Source organism: Pseudaquabacterium pictum (assembly GCF_005403045.1).
In the GTDB taxonomy this organism is placed as follows: Bacteria; Pseudomonadota; Gammaproteobacteria; order Burkholderiales; family Burkholderiaceae_C; genus Pseudaquabacterium; species Pseudaquabacterium pictum.
On the sequence record NZ_BJCL01000011.1, the window covers coordinates 120,823 to 139,757 of the forward strand.

At 72.9% G+C, this 18,935-nt stretch carries 18 protein-coding genes and 1 pseudogene; 12 read left to right on the forward strand and 7 right to left on the reverse strand.

Translation table 11 applies throughout. The features are described from left to right. Positions 1–33 precede the first annotated feature (33 nt). Entirely contained in the window at positions 34–777 is a 744-nt protein-coding gene (locus FFT10_RS19505; RefSeq protein ID WP_137734536.1) for a hypothetical protein, read from the forward strand. 6 nt (positions 778–783) lie between these two features. On the opposite strand, the gene FFT10_RS19510 is transcribed toward FFT10_RS19505, so the two are convergent. The 4 genes from FFT10_RS19510 to FFT10_RS19525 form a co-directional block, all read right to left on the reverse strand. Next, positions 784–2,178, reverse strand: a complete 1,395-nt coding sequence (locus FFT10_RS19510) for a S8 family serine peptidase (RefSeq protein WP_162520851.1) — start codon at positions 2,176–2,178, stop codon at positions 784–786. 117 nt (positions 2,179–2,295) lie between these two features. Beyond that, positions 2,296–5,115 (reverse strand): CHAT domain-containing protein, encoded by a 2,820-nt coding sequence (locus FFT10_RS19515; protein ID WP_137734538.1) that lies wholly within the window; start codon positions 5,113–5,115, stop codon positions 2,296–2,298. After that, a complete protein-coding gene (locus FFT10_RS19520) occupies positions 5,112–5,669 on the reverse strand; it encodes a hypothetical protein (protein WP_137734539.1) in 558 nt (185 codons plus the stop codon). The genes FFT10_RS19515 and FFT10_RS19520 overlap by 4 nt, the downstream gene beginning before the upstream one ends. A gap of 69 nt (positions 5,670–5,738) precedes the next feature. After that, on the reverse strand, positions 5,739–6,344 hold the full coding sequence (locus tag FFT10_RS19525) for an RNA polymerase sigma factor (RefSeq protein WP_137734540.1): 606 nt from the start codon (positions 6,342–6,344) through the stop codon (positions 5,739–5,741). Positions 6,345–6,510: 166 nt separating this feature from the next. Here FFT10_RS19525 and FFT10_RS19530 point away from each other — a divergent pair, with 166 nt between their 5' ends. The 5 genes from FFT10_RS19530 (at position 6,511) to FFT10_RS19550 (ending at position 12,098) form a co-directional block, all read left to right on the forward strand. Beyond that, positions 6,511–8,118: a thioredoxin family protein gene (locus tag FFT10_RS19530; protein WP_137734541.1), complete on the forward strand. Its 1,608-nt coding sequence runs from the start codon at positions 6,511–6,513 to the stop codon at positions 8,116–8,118. Positions 8,119–8,181: 63 nt separating this feature from the next. Beyond that, entirely contained in the window at positions 8,182–8,547 is a 366-nt protein-coding gene (locus FFT10_RS19535; protein ID WP_137734542.1) for a glutaredoxin domain-containing protein, read from the forward strand. A gap of 268 nt (positions 8,548–8,815) precedes the next feature. Further along, a complete protein-coding gene (locus FFT10_RS19540; protein ID WP_228027194.1) occupies positions 8,816–10,174 on the forward strand; it encodes an alpha/beta fold hydrolase in 1,359 nt (452 codons plus the stop codon). Further along, positions 10,171–10,935 carry an ABC transporter ATP-binding protein gene (locus FFT10_RS19545; RefSeq protein ID WP_137734544.1) on the forward strand — a complete coding sequence of 255 codons (765 nt, stop codon included), beginning with the start codon at positions 10,171–10,173 and terminating at the stop codon, positions 10,933–10,935. Before FFT10_RS19540 ends, FFT10_RS19545 begins: the two co-directional genes overlap by 4 nt. Beyond that, on the forward strand, positions 10,932–12,098 hold the full coding sequence (locus FFT10_RS19550; RefSeq protein WP_228027195.1) for an ABC transporter permease: 1,167 nt from the start codon (positions 10,932–10,934) through the stop codon (positions 12,096–12,098). The genes FFT10_RS19545 and FFT10_RS19550 overlap by 4 nt, the downstream gene beginning before the upstream one ends. Before the next feature lie 22 nt (positions 12,099–12,120). Here FFT10_RS19550 and FFT10_RS19555 read toward each other — a convergent pair whose 3' ends face one another. Beyond that, entirely contained in the window at positions 12,121–12,387 is a 267-nt protein-coding gene (locus tag FFT10_RS19555; protein ID WP_137734545.1) for a DUF4902 domain-containing protein, read from the reverse strand. A 262-nt stretch (positions 12,388–12,649) separates the two neighbouring features. On the opposite strand from FFT10_RS19555, the gene FFT10_RS19560 reads away from it, so the two are divergent. Then, on the forward strand, positions 12,650–13,363 hold the full coding sequence (locus tag FFT10_RS19560; protein WP_137734546.1) for a helix-turn-helix transcriptional regulator: 714 nt from the start codon (positions 12,650–12,652) through the stop codon (positions 13,361–13,363). Between the two features lie 350 nt (positions 13,364–13,713). On the opposite strand, the gene FFT10_RS19565 is transcribed toward FFT10_RS19560, so the two are convergent. Then, positions 13,714–13,851 carry a YgaP family membrane protein gene (locus FFT10_RS19565; protein WP_373282546.1) on the reverse strand — a complete coding sequence of 46 codons (138 nt, stop codon included), beginning with the start codon at positions 13,849–13,851 and terminating at the stop codon, positions 13,714–13,716. A gap of 112 nt (positions 13,852–13,963) precedes the next feature. Between FFT10_RS19565 and FFT10_RS19570 the strand changes: the two genes are divergently transcribed. Then, on the forward strand, positions 13,964–14,176 hold the full coding sequence (locus FFT10_RS19570; protein ID WP_137734547.1) for a DUF2061 domain-containing protein: 213 nt from the start codon (positions 13,964–13,966) through the stop codon (positions 14,174–14,176). Here the strand turns inward: FFT10_RS19570 and FFT10_RS28290 are convergent. Further along, positions 14,173–14,451: pseudogene (locus tag FFT10_RS28290) on the reverse strand (YkgJ family cysteine cluster protein); the annotation flags it as partial. The gene FFT10_RS19570 and the pseudogene FFT10_RS28290 overlap by 4 nt on opposite strands. Positions 14,452–14,587: 136 nt before the next feature. Here FFT10_RS28290 and mnmG point away from each other — a divergent pair. The 4 genes from mnmG to FFT10_RS19595 all read left to right on the forward strand — a co-directional run bounded on the left by mnmG (position 14,588) and on the right by FFT10_RS19595 (position 18,931). Beyond that, entirely contained in the window at positions 14,588–16,576 is a 1,989-nt protein-coding gene (mnmG, locus tag FFT10_RS19580; RefSeq protein ID WP_137734548.1) for a tRNA uridine-5-carboxymethylaminomethyl(34) synthesis enzyme MnmG, read from the forward strand. Between the two features lies 1 nt (position 16,577). After that, positions 16,578–17,252 (forward strand): 16S rRNA (guanine(527)-N(7))-methyltransferase RsmG, encoded by a 675-nt coding sequence (gene rsmG, locus FFT10_RS19585; protein ID WP_137734549.1) that lies wholly within the window; start codon positions 16,578–16,580, stop codon positions 17,250–17,252. Between the two features lie 84 nt (positions 17,253–17,336). Beyond that, complete coding sequence (locus FFT10_RS19590) at positions 17,337–18,131, forward strand: ParA family protein (RefSeq protein ID WP_137734550.1); 795 nt, start codon at positions 17,337–17,339, stop codon at positions 18,129–18,131. Between the two features lie 17 nt (positions 18,132–18,148). Then, complete coding sequence (locus tag FFT10_RS19595) at positions 18,149–18,931, forward strand: GNAT family N-acetyltransferase (protein ID WP_137734551.1); 783 nt, start codon at positions 18,149–18,151, stop codon at positions 18,929–18,931. The last annotated feature ends 4 nt before the right edge of the window (positions 18,932–18,935 follow it).

The following is an 18,935-nucleotide window of genomic DNA, read 5'->3' on the forward strand; positions in this document are numbered from 1 at the left end:
AACCGGGGCCTTGCAGCGCTAGGCTTGGCAGCCATGAGCAGCCCCGCACCGCCCGCCATCGGCACCGCCCACCACCGCCGCCTGCGCGCGGTGTGGCATTCGGCCGGCTGGCCGTACCAGGACCTGCTGGAGGTGGAGCTGCTCACCGCCGGCCTGCTGCAGCGCCAGCAGGACGCCCAGGGCCGCGACACCGTGCGTGTCACCGATGCCGGCCTGCAGCTGCTGCACCAGACGCTGCTGAAGAACCGCGCCGCGCGCGACGAGCATGAGCAGCTGGTGGCCCAGGTGGCCCGCGCCATGCAGCGCGCCGGCCGGGTGGTGTGGCGCGGGCTGAGCCTGCGGGCGCGGGTGGGCGGCGAGGCCGGCATCGACGGCGAGGCCGAGCCCAGCTGGGCCATCGCCATGCCCGATGTCTATTCGATCCGCCACACCACGGTGGAGGACTACGTGGAACCGGTGGCGCACGAGATCAAGGTGCGCCGCGCCGACCTGCTGGCCGACTTGCGCCGTCCGGCCAAGGGCGAGGCCTACCGCTGGCTGAGCGGCGAGTGCTGGTACGTACTCCGCGCCGGCATTGCCCGGCCCGAGGAGATCCCGCCGGTCTACGGCGTGCTGGTCGCCGAAGCCGACGGCGGCCTGGACGTGGCCCGCCCGGCGCCGCGCCGGCCGATGCGCTTGCCTTTCATGGTGTGGATGGCGCTGGCCCGGGCCACGCCCGAGCCGGTGGACGACGACGCCCAGCCGGGGCTGGGCGCCGTGCCCGACGCTCCGGGCTGATGCGGCTCAGCGGCAGGGTTTGTCCACCGCCTGCTGGTCCGCCACCGCGGCCCAGGCGTCGATCTGCCGCAGCGATGTGGCGCACAGGCCGGCCGAGCGGTCGGTCAGGCGCTTCATCACGTCCTCGCCGGTCCACTGGCGTTGCGTGGGCTGGCCAACGGTGCCGTCCTTGGGCACGGTGGCCAGCAGCAGCGCGGCGCTGCCGGCCACCAGCGGCGCGGCCATCGAGGTGCCGCTCCAGGTGCCCCAGCCGCCACCCGGCACGGTGCTGACCACCGCCTCGCCCGGCGCGGCGATGCGCACCCAGCTGCCCCAGTTGGAGAAGCTGGCGATAAGGTGCGCCGCGGTGCTGGCCGCCACGCTGAGCGTGCCTTTCACATCCTCGGCGGCGGGGTACTGCATTTCCACGTCGCTGCCGGAGTTGCCCGCCGCTGAGGCCACCACCGCGCCGAAGCGGTTGGCGCAGCGCAGGCGGTCGGCGTCGAAGCCGGGGTGCTGGACATCGTCATCGTCGTCGTCGAACTGGCAGCTGGCCAGTTGGACCGCCAGCGTCAGCAACTGGGTGGGGGCGGTGGTGCCCAGGCTCAGGTTGATGACATGCGCGCCATCGTCGGTGCCGGGCTGGCCGTCGGGGTCGACCGCCCAGGTCAGGGCCTCGGCCAGCACCCACACATTGCCGCGGCCCTGGGTGTCGAGCACCCGCACCGGCATCAGCCGCGCGCCCGGTGCGGCCAGGGCCACCAGACCGGCGACATGCGTGCCGTGGCCGAAGCCCGCGTCGGCGCGGCTGCCGGCCTCGGCGGGGATGGCGTCGCCGTCGACGAAGTCGTAACCCAGCACGCTGCCGCCGGCGCGCCGCGCCAGCCGGTTGGCCAGCGCGGGGTGCTGCAGGTCGACGCCGGTGTCGAGCACCGCCACGCGCACGCCGCGGCCGGTGCTCAGGCCATGGGCGGCGGGCAGGTTCAGGCTCTGCGGCACCCACTGGGTGGCGTAGGTGCGGGCGTCGCCGCCGATCAGCCACACCGAGTTGCGTTGGCCCTCGGGCATCTGGCTGGCGAGGTTGCGTTCGGCGAAGCGCACGTCGCTGTCCTGCTGCAGGGCGGCCAGCAGGCTGTCGGCGGACTGCGCACCGGCCGGCCGCACGCGGTAGATCGGCCGCTGGCCGAACTGATCCAGCACCCGCAGGCCGTGCCGCGCGGCCACCGCGCCGATGCCGGCATCGCGGCGAAGCTGCAGCACCAGGTCGGCGGTGCTGGCGGCCTGGGCCGGGCGCAGCGCGCTGGTGGTCTGGTCGGGCACGGCGTCGGCCGCGGCGGTCTCGGGCAGCGGGTCGCCGCCGCCGCAGGCGGCCAGCAGGCCGGCTGCCAGCAGCGCCACGATGGGAGAAGGTTTGAAGCGCATGGCCATCCTCGGACAGGGAGTCGGTGTCTCTGCACGGAGCGCGCTGACGCCGACTTCGTACGCAGGACAGACCGATTCCGGCCCGCCGGGTTGCAGCACCCCCCCGAACCGGGGAGGTCAGCCCTGGCCGTGCAGCGCGAAGGCAGCCCAGTGGAACGGGTGCGCGCCCTCGTCGGCCAGCGCCAGCTGGGCGGCCCGCAGCGCGGCGGCCGGCCGGGCGCCGGCGGCCAGGCGGCTGTAGAAGCCGCGCATCAGGCGGGCGGTGGAGGCGTCGTCCACCATCCACAGGCTGGCCAGCACCGTGGGTGCGCCGGCCAGCACGAAGCCCCGCACCAGGCCCAGCAGTTCATCGCCCGGGGCGATGTGGCTGAGGCCGGTCTCGCAGGCCGACAGCGCGACCAGCATGCCGGCCACCGGCAGGCGCTGGGCATCCAGCAGCGTCAGCCCGCCGTCGGCCAGCTCCAGGGCCGAGAAGCTGGGGTTGTCGGCGCGGAACTGGGCATGGCAGGCCAGGTGCAGCACATCCTGGCCCGGCAGGGCGGTGCGCAGGGCGGCCTGGGTGGCGGCCTGGCCGCTGAACACCCGCGCCCGGCCGCCGAAGGCCCGCGCCACCGCCTGCAGCTCGGCGTCCACATGCGGCAGGCTGGCATCGGCATGGCCCACGGCCACCACGCGGCGCGGCAGGCGCGCCGGTGCGCTGCGGCCGGCCAGCCACAGCGTGGCGCTGGGGGCCAGGCAGATCTCATGCCGCTGCGCCAGCCAGCCCTGGCCGTCGTGCAGGGCGGCGAAGGGCAGGTAGTGCAGGCTGCGGTGCGGCACCACCACCACCCGCTCGTGTTCACGCACCAGCGGCGCCACGCCGGCCCACACCAGGCGGTGCAGGGCCTGCAGATGGGCCTGCACCCGGGCCAGCAGCTGGGCTGCATGGGCCTGCAGGCCCGGGCTGCGGCAGCGCTGGCTGTCGATCTGGAAGCGCAGGCCGGCCAGGCGCTGGCCCAGGCCCGGTACCGGCTGCAGGTGGTGGCGCACCTGGTGGCGGGTGGCCACCACCGCCAGCAGCTGGTCGTCCAGCAGGTGGAAGGCCACCAGCGCGGTGTCGGCCGGCAGCGCCGCCTGCAGCGCCGCGGTGTCGAACGGGCTGCCGGCCGCCGCCGGCGCCGCGGTGCCGGCCGGCTGGCCGGCCTGCAGCTGGGCGCGCAGATGGGCTTGCAGCACCGCCTGCTCCAGCGCGGTGACCCGGCGCGCCAGCGGCTCCAGCGGGGTGTCGCCTTCGGCGATGGCCAGGCGCCACTGGTCACGGGCCCACTGCAGCTTCAGGCGCAGCGGGTCCAGTGCCGGGTCGGCCGGCTGGGCCGAGCTGTCCTGCACGCCCAGCGCCAGTGCGCGGGCGCGGCCCTGCTCCATCAGCGCCAGCAGCGCGGCTGGGCTGTCGCCGCCCTGCACCGACAGCCGCACCAGCAGGTCGTGGGCCTCCTCCGCCTGGGCGCCGATGGCGCTGCGGAAGCTGTCACCCTGCAGCGCCAGCCGGCTGCGGTCGATCAACGCCAGGGCTGCGCCCAGGTGCTGGCGTGCCTGCACCGTGTCGCCCTGGCTGGCGGCCAGCCGGCCCAGTCCCTGGTGGCCCGCCAATTCCACAGCGCCCAGGCCCAGGGCCTGCGCCTGCTGCAGCACCCGCTGCAGGCCGCGCTGCGCCTGGTCGGCCAGGCCCAGGGCGGCGGCGGCGTCGGCGGCGGTGGCGTCGGCCTCCAGCTGCCAGCCGGCCACGCCGCTGCGCTGCAGCGCGGCGCCGGCCCGGCCGGCGCTGTCCAGCGCATCGGCCGGGCGCCCGGCCTTGAGCTGGGCGCTGGCCAGCGCCAGGTCGGTCAGCGCCACCGAGGCGGCGTTGTCCTGCGCGGCAAACAGCTGGCGCGCCTGCGCCAGGCCCTGCAGGGCTTCGTCGGTGCGGCCGAGGCGCAACTGGGCGCGGGCGCAGTCGAGCGTGGCGCGCGCCTGTTCCACCGGCGCGCCGATCTCCAGCGCCCGCGCCACCACCTGCCGGTACAGCGCCACCGCCTCGGGCAGCAGGTTGACGGCGCTGTAGGCGTCGGCCAGCGCGGCCTCGGCCTCGATGCACTGCTGCGGGCTGGCGCCTGCCTGGGCAAAACCGTGGCTGGCCGCCGCCAGGGCCCGCAGCGCGGCGTGGTAGTGGCCACGGTGCAGCGCGATGCGGCCGATGGCGCCGTCGGCCAGCGCCGCGGCCACCGCCAGGCCGTGGGTCTCGGCGCGCATGCGGGCGCGGCGGTTGATGCGCATGGCCTCGTCGAAGTCCGACAGCCAGGTCAGGGCGTTGGCCAGTGCGATGTCGGCGTGGATGGACAGGCTGCGGTCGCGCGCGCGGGCGCCACGCACGGCCGCGCTGCGGAACAGCCGGGCGGCATCGGCATGGCGGTCCTGGCGGGTGGCCAGGGTGCCCAGGTTCACCTCGATCTTGCCGGCGGCCAGCTCGTCGCCCAGGGCGACGAACTGCTGCAGCGCGTCCAGGCCGCAGCGCATGGCGGCATCGTGCTGGCCCAGCAGCGACAGCGCCATCACCTTGGACACCCGGGTCTGCGCGGCATGCTGGGGCTGCTGCAGCACGGTGAAGGCGGCATGGGCGGCGTCCAGGCTGCCGCAGGCCGGGCCCATGCGGCCTTCGCAGAGGTGGGCGATGCCCTGCACCCAGTGCGCCACGGCGGCGATCTCGATGCGTGCGCGGTCGCCGTGGTCCGGGGTCTGGGCGCGGGCTTGCAGTTCGGCCAGCAGCGCGGCGCAGCGCACGGCGCGCGCCGGCGCGGTGCTCCAGGCGGCAAAGCACACGGCCTTCAGGGCCCAGGCCAGGGCCACCGCATCCACCCCCAGGGGCTGCGGCAGGTCGCGCTGGGCATCGGCCACCAGCCCGGCCGCCAGCTCGTCGGTCATGCCCGGTTGTCCGTGCCCTGCAGGTCGAACGGGCCGATCTCGGTTTCCCAGTCGACGCCCTGCAGCAGCAGCACGCACAGCCCGTCCGGCACCGGCGTGAAGCTGAATTCGCAGAGTTCGTTCCAGGGGCTGCTGGACGACCAGCTGCCGCATTGCAGCAGGGCCTGGCCGGCACCCACCGGCCCCAGCAGCTGGCCGTGCACCTGCCAGCCGGCGCCACTGCGGCTGTCCGGCGGCTGGATGCGCAGGTCGATGTCGATGCCGTTGGTGGAGTACAGCAACTGGCGCACCGCCGTGGCCGTGCTGCGCAGGCCCGGCGCGGGCACCGGCGCCCAGCCAGTGTCGTGGCTCAGCGCGGCCTGCAGCCGGCGCACCAGCGCACCGGCGGCGCGCACCAGCGGGTGGGCCGCCGGCGCCGCGGCGGTGCGCGGCCGCCACACCGCCATCGCCCGCAGCAGCACCGCGTCGGGCGGCGCTTCCAGGGTGCGGCCGGCCCGCAGGTGGCGCGCGATGGCGTCGTCGGAGGGGTCGCTGGGATCGGCGGCGTCGGTCATGGCGGCGTGGCGGTCAGGGGCGGATGCCCCACCGAGCGGCGAGGCGGCTGGCAAATACACATGGTCTGCTCAAACGGTCTCAAGCAGCGCGCGCAGCCGCTGCAGGCAGCGCGCCCGGGTGGGCCCGATGCTGCCTTCGGGCATCTGCAGCCGCTGCGCGATGTCGCTGTAGCTCAACGGCTCGTCCTGCAGGAACAGCAGCGTCAGCAGCGCCCGCGAGCGCTCGTCCAGCAGGGCCAGGGCGCGGTGCAGCCGATCCTGCTGCTGCAGATCGTCCAGCAGTGCATCGGGCAGCGGTGCCGGGTCGACCAGGCGCTCCAGCGCACTGGTGCCGGCGTCGTCGTCATCGTGGTCGGCATCGGCCTCGGCGCCACCGGCGGCGGGCTCGGCCAGGCGGCGGTCCTGCTCCAGCAGCCGCAGGGTTTCCCGCTTGGCGGTGGTGACCAGCCAGGCCCGCACCCGGGCGGGATCGTCGATGCGGTCGATGTGCTCGAACAGCCGGCTGAAGGCCACCTGGAACACATCGCCAGCCTGGGCCTCGGACAGACCGGCACGGCGGGGCACGGTGTAGACCAGGCGCTGGAACCGCCGCACCATGGCATTCCAGGCCGGCTGGCTGCCGTCGCGGCAACGCGCAAGCAGGTCGGCGTCGCTCAGTGTCTCCAGGGTCTGCATGCTCGGCACATCCACCGGGGATGCCCGGATCGGCCGTCGATGCTAGCAGCGGGGGCTGGCTGCACTGGTGAGAATTCGTGCGCCGGCCGCGGTGCCCCCGGGCGCCCCGCAGCGGCTGCCGCCCTGGCAACATCCACGGTCCCGCCCGACCCGTCTGGAGCCCACCATGCGCCACCCTGTCCGCCCTGCCCGCCTGCCCCGCGCCGCCCGGGCCTGGTTGCTGGCCGGCGCCCTGTGCCTGGGCGCGCCGTGGGTCCAGGCGGCCGCGCCGGGCCCGGGCGTGGCGTGGGTCAGCGCTGCGGCCGATGCCGACATCGAGCGCGCCTTCGCCCAGGCCAAGGCCGAGAAGAAGCCGCTGTTGCTGTACTGGGGCGCCACCTGGTGCCCGCCCTGCAACCAGCTCAAGGCCACGTTGTTCAACCGCGCCGACTTCATCGACCGGGCGAAGAGCTTCGTGGCGGTGCACATCGACGGCGACCGGCCCGGCGCGCAGCAGCTGGGCGCGCGCTTCAAGGTGCGCGGCTACCCGACGATGATCCTGATGGCGGCCGACGGCAGCGAGATCACCCGCCTGCCCGGCGAGGTGGATGCGCCGCAGGTGCTGAGCGTGCTGCAGCTGGGCCTGGCCGGCGGCCGGCCGGTGAAGGCGGTGCTGGCCGATGCCCGCGCCGGCAAGCCGGTCAGCGGCCCCGAATGGCGCATGCTGGCCTTCTACGGCTGGGACACCGACGAGGCCCAGCTGGTGACCGCGGCCGAGCGGCCGGCGCTGCTGGCCCAGCTGTCGCGCGCCTGCCCGCCGGCCGAGCGCCAGGCCGCCACCCGCCTGCTGCTGAAGGCCCTGGCCGAGAGCGACGACGGCAAGGGCATCAAGCCGGACGCCGCGCTGCGCGACCGCGTGCGCCAGCTACTGGCCGACGCAGCCGCCAGCCGGGCGCAGATGGACGTGGTGGTCAACTTCGCGCCCGACATCACCAAGGCGCTCGCGCCCGAGCCCGGCGCCGACCGCCAGGCCCTGGTGACCGCCTTCGATGCCGCGCTGCAGCGGCTGGAAGTCGATGCCAGCCTGTCGCGCGCCGACCGCCTGGGCGCCCTGATCAGCCGCGTGGCGCTGGCCCGCATCGACCTGCCGCCCAAGACGGTGCAGCCCAAGCTGCCCGAGGCTCTGGTGCAGCGGGTGCGCGCCCATGTGGCACGGGACGACCAGCAGATCACCGACGGCCACGAGCGCCAGGCGGTGATCACCAGCGGCGCCTACGCGCTGGGCGAAGCCGGCCTGTGGGCCGAGAGCGAGGCGCTGCTGAAGGCCAACCTGGCCAAGAGCCATTCGCCCTACTACCTGATGAGCCAGCTGGGCAGCAATGCCCGCAAGCAGGGGCAGAACGACGAGGCGCTGCGCTGGTATGCGCAGGCCTGGGAGAAGAGCGAAGGTCCGGCCACCCGGCTGCAGTGGGGCGCCAGCTACTTTGGTGCGCTGGTCGACCTGGCGCCGCAGGACGCGGCGCGCATCGAGCAGGTGGCGCGCGCGCTGTTCACCGAGGCGGCGAAGGACCGCGCCGCTTTCCATGAGCGCAGCGCGCGTTCGCTGCAGCGGGTGGGCAGCAAGCTCGAGGCCTGGAACCAGGGCCCGCAGCAGGCCGCGGTGCTGCAGCGCCTGCACGACGGCCCGCAGGGCCTGGCGGCGGTGTGCGGCAAGCTGGAGGCGGCCGATCCGCAGCGCGTCACCTGCGAAGGCATTGCCAAGGGCCTGCTGAAGAAGCCGTCCGCACCTGCCTGAGCGCGGCGCCATGCGCCTGCCGTCAACGTATGCTGCGCGCTCCATCCAGTTTCAGGAGAGCGCATGCCGCGTCCGGTCCTCGACGAATCCGCCATCCATCCGGCCGTGCGCCCGCTGGTGGCCACGCTGCATGCCGATGTGGTGACGCAGGTGCGCGAGGCCGTTTCCGACCACGACGTGGTGGTGGTCGGCATGGCGGGCAACCCGTTCGTCAAGAAGGCGCGGCGCGCGCTGGATGCCGCCGGCGTGCCGCACCATGACATCGACATCGGCAGCTACTTCAGCCAGTGGCGGCGCCGCAATGCGCTGAAGATGTGGACCGGCTGGCCGACGCTGCCGATGGTCTTCGTGCGGCGCCAGCTGGTGGGTGGCGCGGATGACCTGCAGCGGCTGATCGCCAGCGGCGAACTGAAGCAGCTGCTGGCCTGAGATGCGTCCCCCCCCGGAGCGCCTGCGGCGTCCTTGCAGGCCGCGCTGGCCAGGGAGCCCAGCTCCTCGCCAGGCACAAACGGCAAGCCGTTTGTGTCCGGGCTCGGCCCCCCCAGGGGGGCGCCCCCAGCGGCCCGGCAAAGCCGGTTTCGCGGCGGCCGCTTGGGTCGGTGCCCTGCTGTGTCTTGCGCCGCTGCTGGCGTCCGCTGCCTCGGCAGGCACGACCGCCTGCTGGCTGCAGGGCTGGCCGCAAGCCGCCCGCTGCGGTGTGGTACAGCGGCCGCTGGACCCGGCGCGCCCGCAGGGCCCGCAGATCGACGTGCACTACGCGGTGGTGCCGGCGCTGTCGCGCAACAAGGCGCCCGATGCGGTGTTCTTCTTCGCCGGCGGGCCGGGCCAGAGTGCCATCCGCCTGGCCGCGCCGCTGGCGGCGGCCCATGCCCGGCTGCGCCAGCGTCGGGACCTGGTCTTCGTCGACCAGCGCGGCACCGGCCGCAGCGCGCCGCTGGCCTGTGCCGACGATGACGACCGCGCCGCGCTGCAGCCGCTGGCCGACCGCAGCGACGAGGCCCGCCGCCTGCAAGCGCTGCAGCGCTGCCGCCAGGCCCTGCAGGCGCTGCCGCATGGCGACCTGCGCTTCTACACCACCGAGATCGCGATGGCCGATGTCGATGCGGTGCGGCAGGCGCTGGGCATCGCCCGCATCAATGCCATCGGTGCCTCGTACGGCACGCGGGCGGTGCTGAGCTACCAGCGGCAGTTTCCGCAGGCGGTGCGGCGCGCGGTGCTGGACGGCGTGGCGCCACCCGACATGCGCCTGCCCGATGCCGGTGCTGCCGACAACCAGGCGGCCTGGGACAGCCTGGTGCAGGCCTGTGCAAGCGATGCGGCCTGCGCCCGCCGCCACCCCGCGCTGCCGCAGCGCCTGCCTGCGCTGCTGGCCACGCTGCCGCAGGCGGTGCGCCTGCCACATCCCGTGAGCGGCCAAGCCGAGACGGTGACCCTGACCCGCGAGACCCTGCTGGCGATGGTGCGCGCGCCGCTCTACAACCCGGCCTTCGCCGCGGCCCTGCCGGCGGCGCTGGATGCCGCGGCCGCCGGCCAGTGGGCGCCGCTGGCGGCACTGGGTCAGGTTCTGGGCGGGCCGGGCGGCGGCTTTGCCACCGGCCAGCACTTCTCGGTGGTCTGCAGCGAGGACCTGGGCCCCGGCGCACCGCCGGCGCCGCCCGCGCTCCCGGCCTCGGCGCCGTTTGCCGGCGGCGGCACCGCGCTGTACCAGGCGGCCTGCGCCGGCTGGCCGCGAGGTGCGGTGAGCCCGGCGTTCTACACCTTGCCACCGGCGCCGGCGCCCACCTGGCTGCTGTCAGGCAGCCTGGACCCGGTGACGCCGCCGCGCCACGGCCAGCGGGTGGCCCAGGCGCTGGGCCCGCTGGCGCGGCATGTGGTGGTGCCGAACACCGGCCACGGCACGCTGGCCCTGCCCTGTTTGCGCGATGCGGTGGCCCGCTTCATCAGCACCGCCGACGATGCCGAGGCCCTGGCGCAGCCGGCCGACTGCGCCGCGAAACTGCCGCGGCCGCCAGCCTTCCAGCCGCCCAGCGGCCGCGCCGCGGAGGGCAGGCCATGATCGTGGTGCAGGACCTGGCCAAGCAGTTCGCGCAAGGCCGCGACCGCCAGCGCCGGGTGGTCGATGCCGTGCAGGGCGTCAGCTTCCAGGCGGCCGACGCCTGCATCACCGGCCTGCTGGGGCCCAACGGCGCCGGCAAGACCACCACGCTGCGCATGATCGCCGGCCTGCTGCGGCCCGACGCCGGGCAGATCACCGTGGCCGGGCTCGACGTGGCGCAGCAGCCGCAAGCGGTGCAGGCCCGGCTGGGCGTGCTGTCGGATGCGCGCGGCCTGTACCCGCGGCTGACGGCGCGCGAGAACATCGCCTACTACGGCCGCCTGCACGGCCTGGCGCCGGCGCAGGCCGAGGCCCGGGCCACCCTGCTGGCCGGCATGCTGGACATGCAGGCCCTGATGGACCGGCGCACCGACGGCTTCAGCCAGGGCGAGCGCATGAAGACCGCCCTGGCCCGCGCCCTGGTGCACGACCCGTCGCACATCATCCTGGACGAGCCCACCAACGGCCTGGACGTGCTGGCCACCCGCAGTCTGCGTGACGCGCTGCGCCGGCTGCGCGACGAGACGGGCAAGTGCATCGTCTTCTCCAGCCACATCATGCAGGAGGTGGAGCGGCTGTGCGACCAGGTGGTGGTGGTGGCTGGCGGCCGCACCGTGGCCACGGGCACGGTGCCCGCGCTGCTGGCGCAGACCGGCCAGACCGATTTCGAAGCCTGCTTCGTGCAGCTGGCGTTCGGGCAGCAGGCCGGGGCCGCACCATGATGCGCGGCGCGTGGCAGGTCTTCACCAAGGAGCTGCGCGACGCGCTGCGTGACCGCCGCACCCTGCTGATGGTGCTGCTGTCGTCGGTGGCGCTGGGGCCGCTGCTGCTGGTGGCGCTGTCGATGCTGGTGGCCGAGTTCGAGGCCCGGGCCGAAGCACGCGATGTCTACGCCGTCGGCCTGGACACGGCGCCGACGCTGCGCAACTTCATCGAGCGCCAGGCCTGGACGGTGCACGCCGCGCCGGCCGACCATGCCGAGGCGCTGGTGCAGCGCCGCTTCGAGCATCCGGTGCTGGTGGTGCCGGCCAGCTTCGAGGCCGACCTGGCGGCCGGCATCGCGCCCGAGCTGCTGCTGGTCTCGTCCAGCGCCAACCAGCGGGCCGAGGGCAGTGCCGGCAGCGTGGCCGCGCTGCTCAACGCCTTCAGCCAGGAGCAGGCCAGCCTGCGCCTGGTGCTGCGCGGCGTGCCGCCGTCGGCGCTGCAGGCGGTCACGGTGCAACGGCGGGATCTGGCCGATGCCCGCGCCCGCGCCGCGCAGTTCACCAAGCTGCTGCCCTTCTTCATCCTGATGGCGGTGGTCTACGGCGCGCTCTCGGCGGCGCTGGACACCACCGCCGGCGAGCGTGAGCGCGGCTCGCTGGAACCGCTGCTGATGACGCCGCTGCCACGTGCCGCGCTGGTGCTGGGCAAGTGGGGCGCGGTGGCGGTGATGGGCATGGGCGTGGCGGTGCTGGCCTGCTTCGGCTTCCTGCCCGGCCAGTGGCTGCTGCGCAGCGAGGCGCTGTCGGCGCTGTTCCAGTTCGGCTGGCGTGAGGCCGCGCTGTTCCTGGCCCTGCTGCTGCCGGTGGCGGCGCTGGTGGCGGCGCTGCTGATGGCGGTGGCCATCCGCAGCCGCAGCTTCAAGGAGGCGCAGGCCAGCGCCACCGTGGTGGTGCTGGCAGTGTCGCTGCTGCCGATGGTGACGGCGCTGCAGACCGGTGGCGCCCAGCCCTGGCAGCTGTGGGTGCCGGCGCTGGCCCAGATCACGCTGATGCAGCGGGTGCTGGAGGGCGAGGCGCTGGGCGCCTTCGACCTGCTGCTGCCGCTGGCGGTGGCTGTGGTGGCCACGGTGCTGTGCCTGGCTTCGGTGACCCGCCAGCTGCGGATGGCGGCGTGGAAGTGACGGCCCTGCGCGGGCTTGGGGTTCAGGCGGCCATGGCCACCGGCTGGCCAGGCCCGCCCAGGGCCTGCTCGACCGCCTGCTGCCAGGGCAGGCCGTGCACGATGGCATTGAAGTGACGCGCCGACTCGTAGGCGGTGAGCACCGAACCCTCCTCGCCGACCAGGCGGAGGTTGGTCACGACCGCCATCGGGTCGGCCATGGCCACCACGCCGCAGGTCAGCTGCACCCAGTCCCAGGCCATGCCGACATCGCCCTCGTCGCCGTGCCAGGCCCAGATCGTCTGCCCCACGCTGCGGCAGTGGCCATCGCCGCCACTGGTCACCTGCGTGCCAAGGTGCTGCAATTGCAGCGGAACCGGGCGACCAACCTGCCACAATAAAGGCGGCCAGGCACGCAAGGTCCAGGGCGGGCATTGTTGAAGCATGGAAGGCATGGGGTCACCGTCGCTGTGTTTGTTCTGTCCGGCAGTTTTCGGCAAGCGTCAGCAAATGGAAACATGTAAACCCTTGCAGGGCACGGCCCTGGGCACCTGCTGACGCTGATCCTTCGGCATGCTGCCAGTCGGATACACGTCGATCCTTGAAGCGGGCAGTCGCGACGACTTCCGCCGCGAGGTGGTGCGCTTCTCGCAGAGCCTGGGCTTCAACACCGTGTCGGCGATGGCCGTGGTCGACCTGGCGATGGGCCGGTCGGAATTCGTGTCCATCGACAACGCGCCCGATGGCTATGCCGCGGCCATGCACGACGTGCCCGCGATGCGCCGTGATCCGGTGATGCAGCACTGCCGCCACCAGTCGGTGCCCATCATCTGGGACCAGGACACCTACACCCGCCGCGGCCTGGGCGAGCTCTGGGAAGAGCAGGCCCGCTTCGGGTACCACACCGGCATCGCGATGGCGCTGCACCTGCCCGAGGGCCGGCACTTCGCCTTCGGCGTCGAGCGTGACCAGCCGCTGCCCAGCGATGGCGGCGAGCTGCAGCGCCTGGTGGCCGACCTGCAGCTGTTCGCGGTGCATGCGCAGGACGCGGCCATGCGCCTGCTCTCGCCGCTGCTGCCCCAGGTCGACCTGCCGGCGCTGACGCCGCGCGAGCTGGAGGCGCTGCGCTGGACCATGGAAGGCAAGACCGCCTGGGAGGTGGGCGCCATCCTGGGCATCAGCGAACGCACAGCGGTGTTGCACGTCAACAACGCCATGCACAAGCTGGGCTGCACCAGCAAGCACCAGGCGGTGCTGCGTGCGCTGCGCCTCGGACTGATTTCCTGACCATGCCGGCGGCCTGCGTGCCCGCCGGGCGCAGCCACGGCCGCCGCTCACCTGATCGGTGGATGACAGGCTGTTGTCAGTGTCTGTTTGCGGCCCTGTAAGAGTTGACAGTTTCGGCAAAAGTGGTGCCCTGGTGAAATTCGTCTCAAGCGCTGAGACAGGCGCCTCACCTCACCAACACCGCCAGGAGCTGTCCATGATCGCCACCACCACCCGCCAAGCCAACACCACCACCGAACTGCCCCGCGCTGGTTGGTGACATCCGCGGCGCCCGCAGGTGCCTTGCGTGCCCCGCACGCCCCCGAACGGCCCGGTTCATCCGGGCCGTTGGCATTTCCGGCCCGAGGCGATCAGACCTTCTTCATTGGGCAGGTGTTCAGCCCCAGCAGGGGATACACCGGGCAGAAGCCGATGGCGCCGGTGAGCAGCGGCACCACGCCGGCGCCGAGGCGCCGCGGGTCCGTGACCTGGATCACCGTGGCCGGCACGCCAGGCTCGGGCGTGGGCGCGCTCTATGGCCGCCAGTGAATCAATCGATTGGTGTTCGGCGATAGTTTTCTGCAAACTCCTGGCCAGATTGCCACCCCAAGGAGCCCGCAGATGGCCAAGTCAGCAAGTTTCGGTGTGATGCACCTGGGCATCGCCTTCGGCGTCAGCTATGCATTGACCGGCAGCGTGGCGGTGGCCGGTGCGATCACCGTGGTGGAGCCGGTGTGCAACACCGTGGCGCACTACTTCTTCGACCGCTGGTGGGATGCGCGGCATCCGCGGTCCGCCACGGCGGCGCTGGCCGCCGCTGCACCAGCCGGCTGACCGGCCGAGGCCGGTGCGGTGGCCGCCTCCAGCCGGGCGAGCCACAGCATCGCCTCGGCGCGGCTGCTGCCGCACATCTCCAGCGACGGCTGCAGGCCGCTGCACACTGCGGGCCGGCTCGGGTGGCCGAACAGGCGGCAGGCGCCTGCCGCATCGAGCTGCACGCAGGGCACACCGGCGGGCTTGCCGCCGGGCATCCCGGGAATCGGCGAGCTGATCGACGGCGCAGTGCAGCAGGCGGCACAGGCGGGGCGGCAGGCGTGCGGGGTGGGCATGGTGGCGTGCGTGGCCGCCGATCATCGCCGGGCCAAGGCCATCACGACAGCGTGCCCCCGCGCAGGGGGCCGGCTTTTTACAATGCAGGTCTGCCCACCGCTTCAGGCGCGCCCTGCCCGGCCCGCCGCCCCCACCGTGCTGCACCCTCAATCATTCGATGTCATCGTCGTCGGCGGCGGCCATGCCGGCACCGAGGCCGCCCTGGCGGCTGCCCGCATGGGTTGCACCACGCTGCTGCTCACCCACAACATCGAGACGCTGGGCCAGATGAGCTGCAACCCCAGCATCGGCGGCATCGGCAAGGGCCATCTGGTGAAGGAGGTGGATGCGCTGGGCGGCGCCATGGCTGCCGCCACGGATGAAGCCGGCATCCAGTTCCGCATCCTCAACGGCAGCAAGGGCCCGGCGGTGCGTGCCACCCGGGCGCAGGCCGACCGCATCCTCTACAAGGCGGCCATCCGGCACCGGCTGGAGAACCAGCCCAACCTGTGGCTGTTCCAGCAGGCGGTGGACGACCTGACGGTGGAGAGCGACGGCCAGCGCGAGCGGGTGACCGGCGCGGTGACGCAGGCTGGCATCCGCTTCCGCGGCAAGACGGTGGTGCTGACGGCGGGCACCTTCCTGGACGGGCGCATCCACATCGGCCTGCAGAACCACAGCGCCGGGCGCGCGGGTGACCCGCCAGCCGTCACGCTGTCTGCCCGGCTGAAGGAGCTGAAGCTGCCGCAGGGCCGGTTGAAGACCGGCACGCCACCGCGCATCGACGGCCGCAGCATCGACTTCAGCCAGCTGACCGAGCAACCGGGCGACCTGGACCCGGTGCCGGTGTTCAGCTTCCTGGGCAGCGCCAGCCAGCACCCGCGCCAGGTGCCCTGCTGGATCACCCACACCAATGCCCAGACGCACGCGATCATCCGCTCGGGCTTCGACCGCAGCCCGATGTTCACCGGCGTGATCGAGGGCGTGGGGCCGCGCTACTGCCCCAGCATCGAAGACAAGGTGAACCGGTTTGCCGACAAGGACAGCCACCAGATCTTCCTGGAGCCCGAGGGCCTGACGACGCACGAGTTCTACCCCAACGGCATCTCCACCTCGTTGCCCTTCGACATCCAGCTGCCGGCGCTGCATTCCATGCCGGGGCTGCAGAACGCCCACATCCTGCGGCCGGGCTATGCGATCGAGTACGACTTCTTTGATCCGCGCGAATTGACAGCCAGCTTCGAGACCCGGGCCATCGGCGGCCTGTTCTTCGCCGGGCAGATCAACGGCACCACCGGCTACGAGGAAGCGGCGGCGCAAGGCCTGTTCGCCGGCGCCAATGCCGCACTGCAGGCCCGCGGGCTGGAGCCCCTGCGCCTGGGGCGTGATCAGGCCTACCTGGGTGTGCTGGTCGATGACCTGATCACCAAGGGCGTGAGCGAGCCCTACCGCATGTTCACCAGCCGGGCGGAGTTCCGGCTGCAGCTGCGCGAGGACAACGCCGACGCCCGGCTGACCGAGATCGGCCGCGGGCTGGGCCTGGTGGACGAGCAGCGCTGGGCCGCCTTCAACCGCAAGCGCGAGGCCGTGGCCCGCACGGCCGAGGCGCTGAAGCGCTGCTGGGTGAACCCCAGCGTGCTGGCAGCGGCCGATGCCGAGCGGCTGCTGGGCAAAGCCATCGAGCATGAATACAACCTGGCCGACCTGCTGCGCCGGCCGGGCGTGGACTTCAACGGCGTGGTGGCGGTGGCCGGTGCGGCGGGCGTCCATCTGCCTGTTTCACGTGAAACATTGGCGGCCGAACTGGGCGAGACCCTGGCTGCCACGGTGGTGGAACAGGTGGAAATCGCCACCAAGTACGCCGGCTACATCGGCAAGCAGGTTGACGATGTGGCACGGGCCGCGCACTTCGAACATCTGAAGCTGCCGGCCGACCTGGACTACAGCCAGGTGAAGGCGCTGAGCTTCGAGGTGCGGCAGAAGCTGGGCCGGCACCGGCCTGAGACGCTGGGCCAGGCATCGCGGCTGTCGGGCGTGACGCCGGCGGCAATCTCGTTGCTGCTGGTGCACCTGAAGAAGGGCCGGTTCCAGGGCTTTGTCGATGCTGCAGCAGCGTCGGCGGCTGCGGCTCAGGATGCCGCCTGAGATGGCGGCCCTTCCCGCACAGGCGGATCGTCAGGCCGCACTGCTGGCAGCCGCGCAAGCGTTGGCACTGCCGCTAGAGGCGGCCCAGGCTGATCTGCTGCTGGCCTACATGGACTTGCTGCAGCGCTGGAACAAGGTCTACAACCTGACCGCGTTGCGTGACCCGGCCGAGATGCTGGGCCACCACCTGATCGACTGCATGGCCGTGTTGCCGCCGTTGCAGCGCTGGGCGGCGGCGGCGAAGCCACCATCGCACCGCCTGCTCGACGTGGGCAGCGGCGGTGGACTGCCGGGCGTGGTGCTGGCGGCACTGCAGCCGGGCTGGCAGGTGGATTGCATCGACACCGTGGTCAAGAAGGTCAGCTTCATCCGCCAGGTGGCCGCCGAGCTGCGCCTGCTGAACTTGCAGGGTCTGCACAGCCGGGTGGAGGTGCTGCAGCCACCGCCGGAGGGCTATGCCGTGGTCACCTCGCGTGCCTTTGCCTCGCTGGCGGACTTCACGACACTCACCCGCCATCTGCTGGCTGAGGGTGGCGTGTGGATGGCGATGAAGGGCAAGTTGCCGGCTGAAGAGCAGGCCGCGCTGCCCACGGACGTGGAGGTGTTTCACGTGGAACAACTGCAGGTGCCCGGCCTGGACGCCCAGCGCTGCCTGGTGTGGATGCGGCCCCGCTGAGACGGGTCCATCCAGCGTTTGCCCGGGCCTGAAGCGGCCCTCGGACGCCATCCGACACCCGGGCCAGCGGCGATACTCTGGCCCATGGCCAAAGTGTTCTGCATCGCAAACCAGAAGGGTGGCGTCGGCAAGACGACCACCACCGTCAACCTGGCTGCCGGCCTGGCCCGGGTGGGCCAGCGGGTGCTGGTGGTCGACCTCGACCCCCAGGGCAATGCCACCATGGGATCGGGCGTGGACAAGCGCGCCATGGCCCTGTCGGTGTACGACGTGCTGCTGGAATCGGCCGGCATCCTGGAAGCCCGCCAGCGCAGCGAGGCCGGTGGCTACGACGTGCTGGGCGCCAACCGCGAACTGGCTGGTGCCGAGGTGGAGCTGGTGGCGCTGGAGCGCCGTGACCAACGCCTGCGCGCCGCCCTCGCCGCCGCCGCAGCCGACCCGGCCGGCCACTACGACTTCGTGCTGATCGACTGCCCGCCGTCGCTGAGCTTGCTCACCCTCAACGGCCTGTGCAGCGCCCACGGCGTGATCGTGCCGATGCAGTGCGAGTACTTTGCGCTGGAAGGCCTGTCCGATCTGGTCAACACCATCAAGCAGGTGCATGCCAACCTCAACCGCGATCTGCAGGTGATCGGCCTGCTGCGGGTGATGTTCGACCCACGCATCACGCTGCAGCAGCAGGTCAGCGACCAGCTCAAGGCGCACTTCGGCGACAAGGTGTTCAACACCGTGATCCCGCGCAACGTGCGGCTGGCCGAGGCGCCCAGCTACGGCCAGGCGGGTGTGGTGTTCGACGCATCGTCCAAGGGTGCACAGGCCTACATCGCCTTCGCGCAGGAGCTGGTGCAGCGGGTCGCCAGTCTGGGCATGGCCGCCTGATCCGGCCACGGCAGTTGATGAACCCCGACCGCCTGCCCGACACCCTGCTGTCCCGCATCGAGGATGCCGGACTGAACGCCAGTGCGCCGCCTCAGCAGCGCTGGGTGGACGGCTGGCTGCTGCGCTACTCGCCCGGCAAGGCGAAGCGGGCCCGCTGCATCCAGCCGGTGGCGGCGGGCTGCCTGCCGCTGGCCGAGCGGCTGGCGCTGTGCGAGGCAGTGTTCCGCGCCGCGGGCCTGCCCATGGTGGCCCGCATCACGCCCTTCAGCCGCCCGGCAGGCCTGGATACCGCGCTGGCCGCCCTGGGCTGGACGGCGCAGGACGACACCCGCGTGATGGTGGCGCCCGCTTGCCCGGCCGTGGCCGAGCCGGTGCCTGCCGGCCTGGCCTGGCAGCCGCTGGAGGGCGCCGCCTATGCCGAGGTGGTGGGTGCGCTGCGCGGTTCGCCGCCAGCTCAGCGCCAGGCCCATGCCGAGCGGCTGGCGCTGTCGCCGGTGCCCTACCAGGGCTGGGTGCTGCGCCGTCTGGACGACGACCTGGTGCTGGCCTGCGGCCAGAGCGCAGCCGAAGCCGACCTCGTCGGCCTGTACGATGTCTTCACCCATCCGCAGGCCCGGGGCCGTGGCCTGGCCCGGGTGTTGTGCAGCCGCCTGCTGGCCCAGGCCCGGGCTGCCGGTGCCCGCGTGGCCTACCTGCAGGTCGATGCCGACAACGCCCCGGCCCGCGCCATCTACCAGCGCCTGGGCTTTGCCGACGCCTACGCCTACCACTACCGCAGTCCGGTGGCCGACGCCGGCTGAGCAT

Coding starts and splice junctions, on each gene's coding strand:
- FFT10_RS19560 (WP_137734546.1), top strand. CDS start 12,650: ATGCTGCCAGTCGGATACACGTCGATCCTTGAAGCGGGCAGTCGCGAC.
- FFT10_RS19505 (WP_137734536.1), top strand. CDS start 34: ATGAGCAGCCCCGCACCGCCCGCCATCGGCACCGCCCACCACCGCCGC.
- FFT10_RS19590 (WP_137734550.1), top strand. CDS start 17,337: ATGGCCAAAGTGTTCTGCATCGCAAACCAGAAGGGTGGCGTCGGCAAG.
- FFT10_RS19595 (WP_137734551.1), top strand. CDS start 18,149: ATGAACCCCGACCGCCTGCCCGACACCCTGCTGTCCCGCATCGAGGAT.
- FFT10_RS19515 (WP_137734538.1), bottom strand. CDS start 5,115: ATGACCGACGAGCTGGCGGCCGGGCTGGTGGCCGATGCCCAGCGCGAC.
- FFT10_RS19530 (WP_137734541.1), top strand. CDS start 6,511: ATGCGCCACCCTGTCCGCCCTGCCCGCCTGCCCCGCGCCGCCCGGGCC.
- FFT10_RS19570 (WP_137734547.1), top strand. CDS start 13,964: ATGGCCAAGTCAGCAAGTTTCGGTGTGATGCACCTGGGCATCGCCTTC.
- rsmG (WP_137734549.1), top strand. CDS start 16,578: ATGGCGGCCCTTCCCGCACAGGCGGATCGTCAGGCCGCACTGCTGGCA.
- FFT10_RS19510 (WP_162520851.1), bottom strand. CDS start 2,178: ATGCGCTTCAAACCTTCTCCCATCGTGGCGCTGCTGGCAGCCGGCCTG.
- FFT10_RS19525 (WP_137734540.1), bottom strand. CDS start 6,344: ATGCAGACCCTGGAGACACTGAGCGACGCCGACCTGCTTGCGCGTTGC.
- FFT10_RS19545 (WP_137734544.1), top strand. CDS start 10,171: ATGATCGTGGTGCAGGACCTGGCCAAGCAGTTCGCGCAAGGCCGCGAC.
- FFT10_RS19520 (WP_137734539.1), bottom strand. CDS start 5,669: ATGACCGACGCCGCCGATCCCAGCGACCCCTCCGACGACGCCATCGCG.
- FFT10_RS19535 (WP_137734542.1), top strand. CDS start 8,182: ATGCCGCGTCCGGTCCTCGACGAATCCGCCATCCATCCGGCCGTGCGC.
- FFT10_RS19550 (WP_228027195.1), top strand. CDS start 10,932: ATGATGCGCGGCGCGTGGCAGGTCTTCACCAAGGAGCTGCGCGACGCG.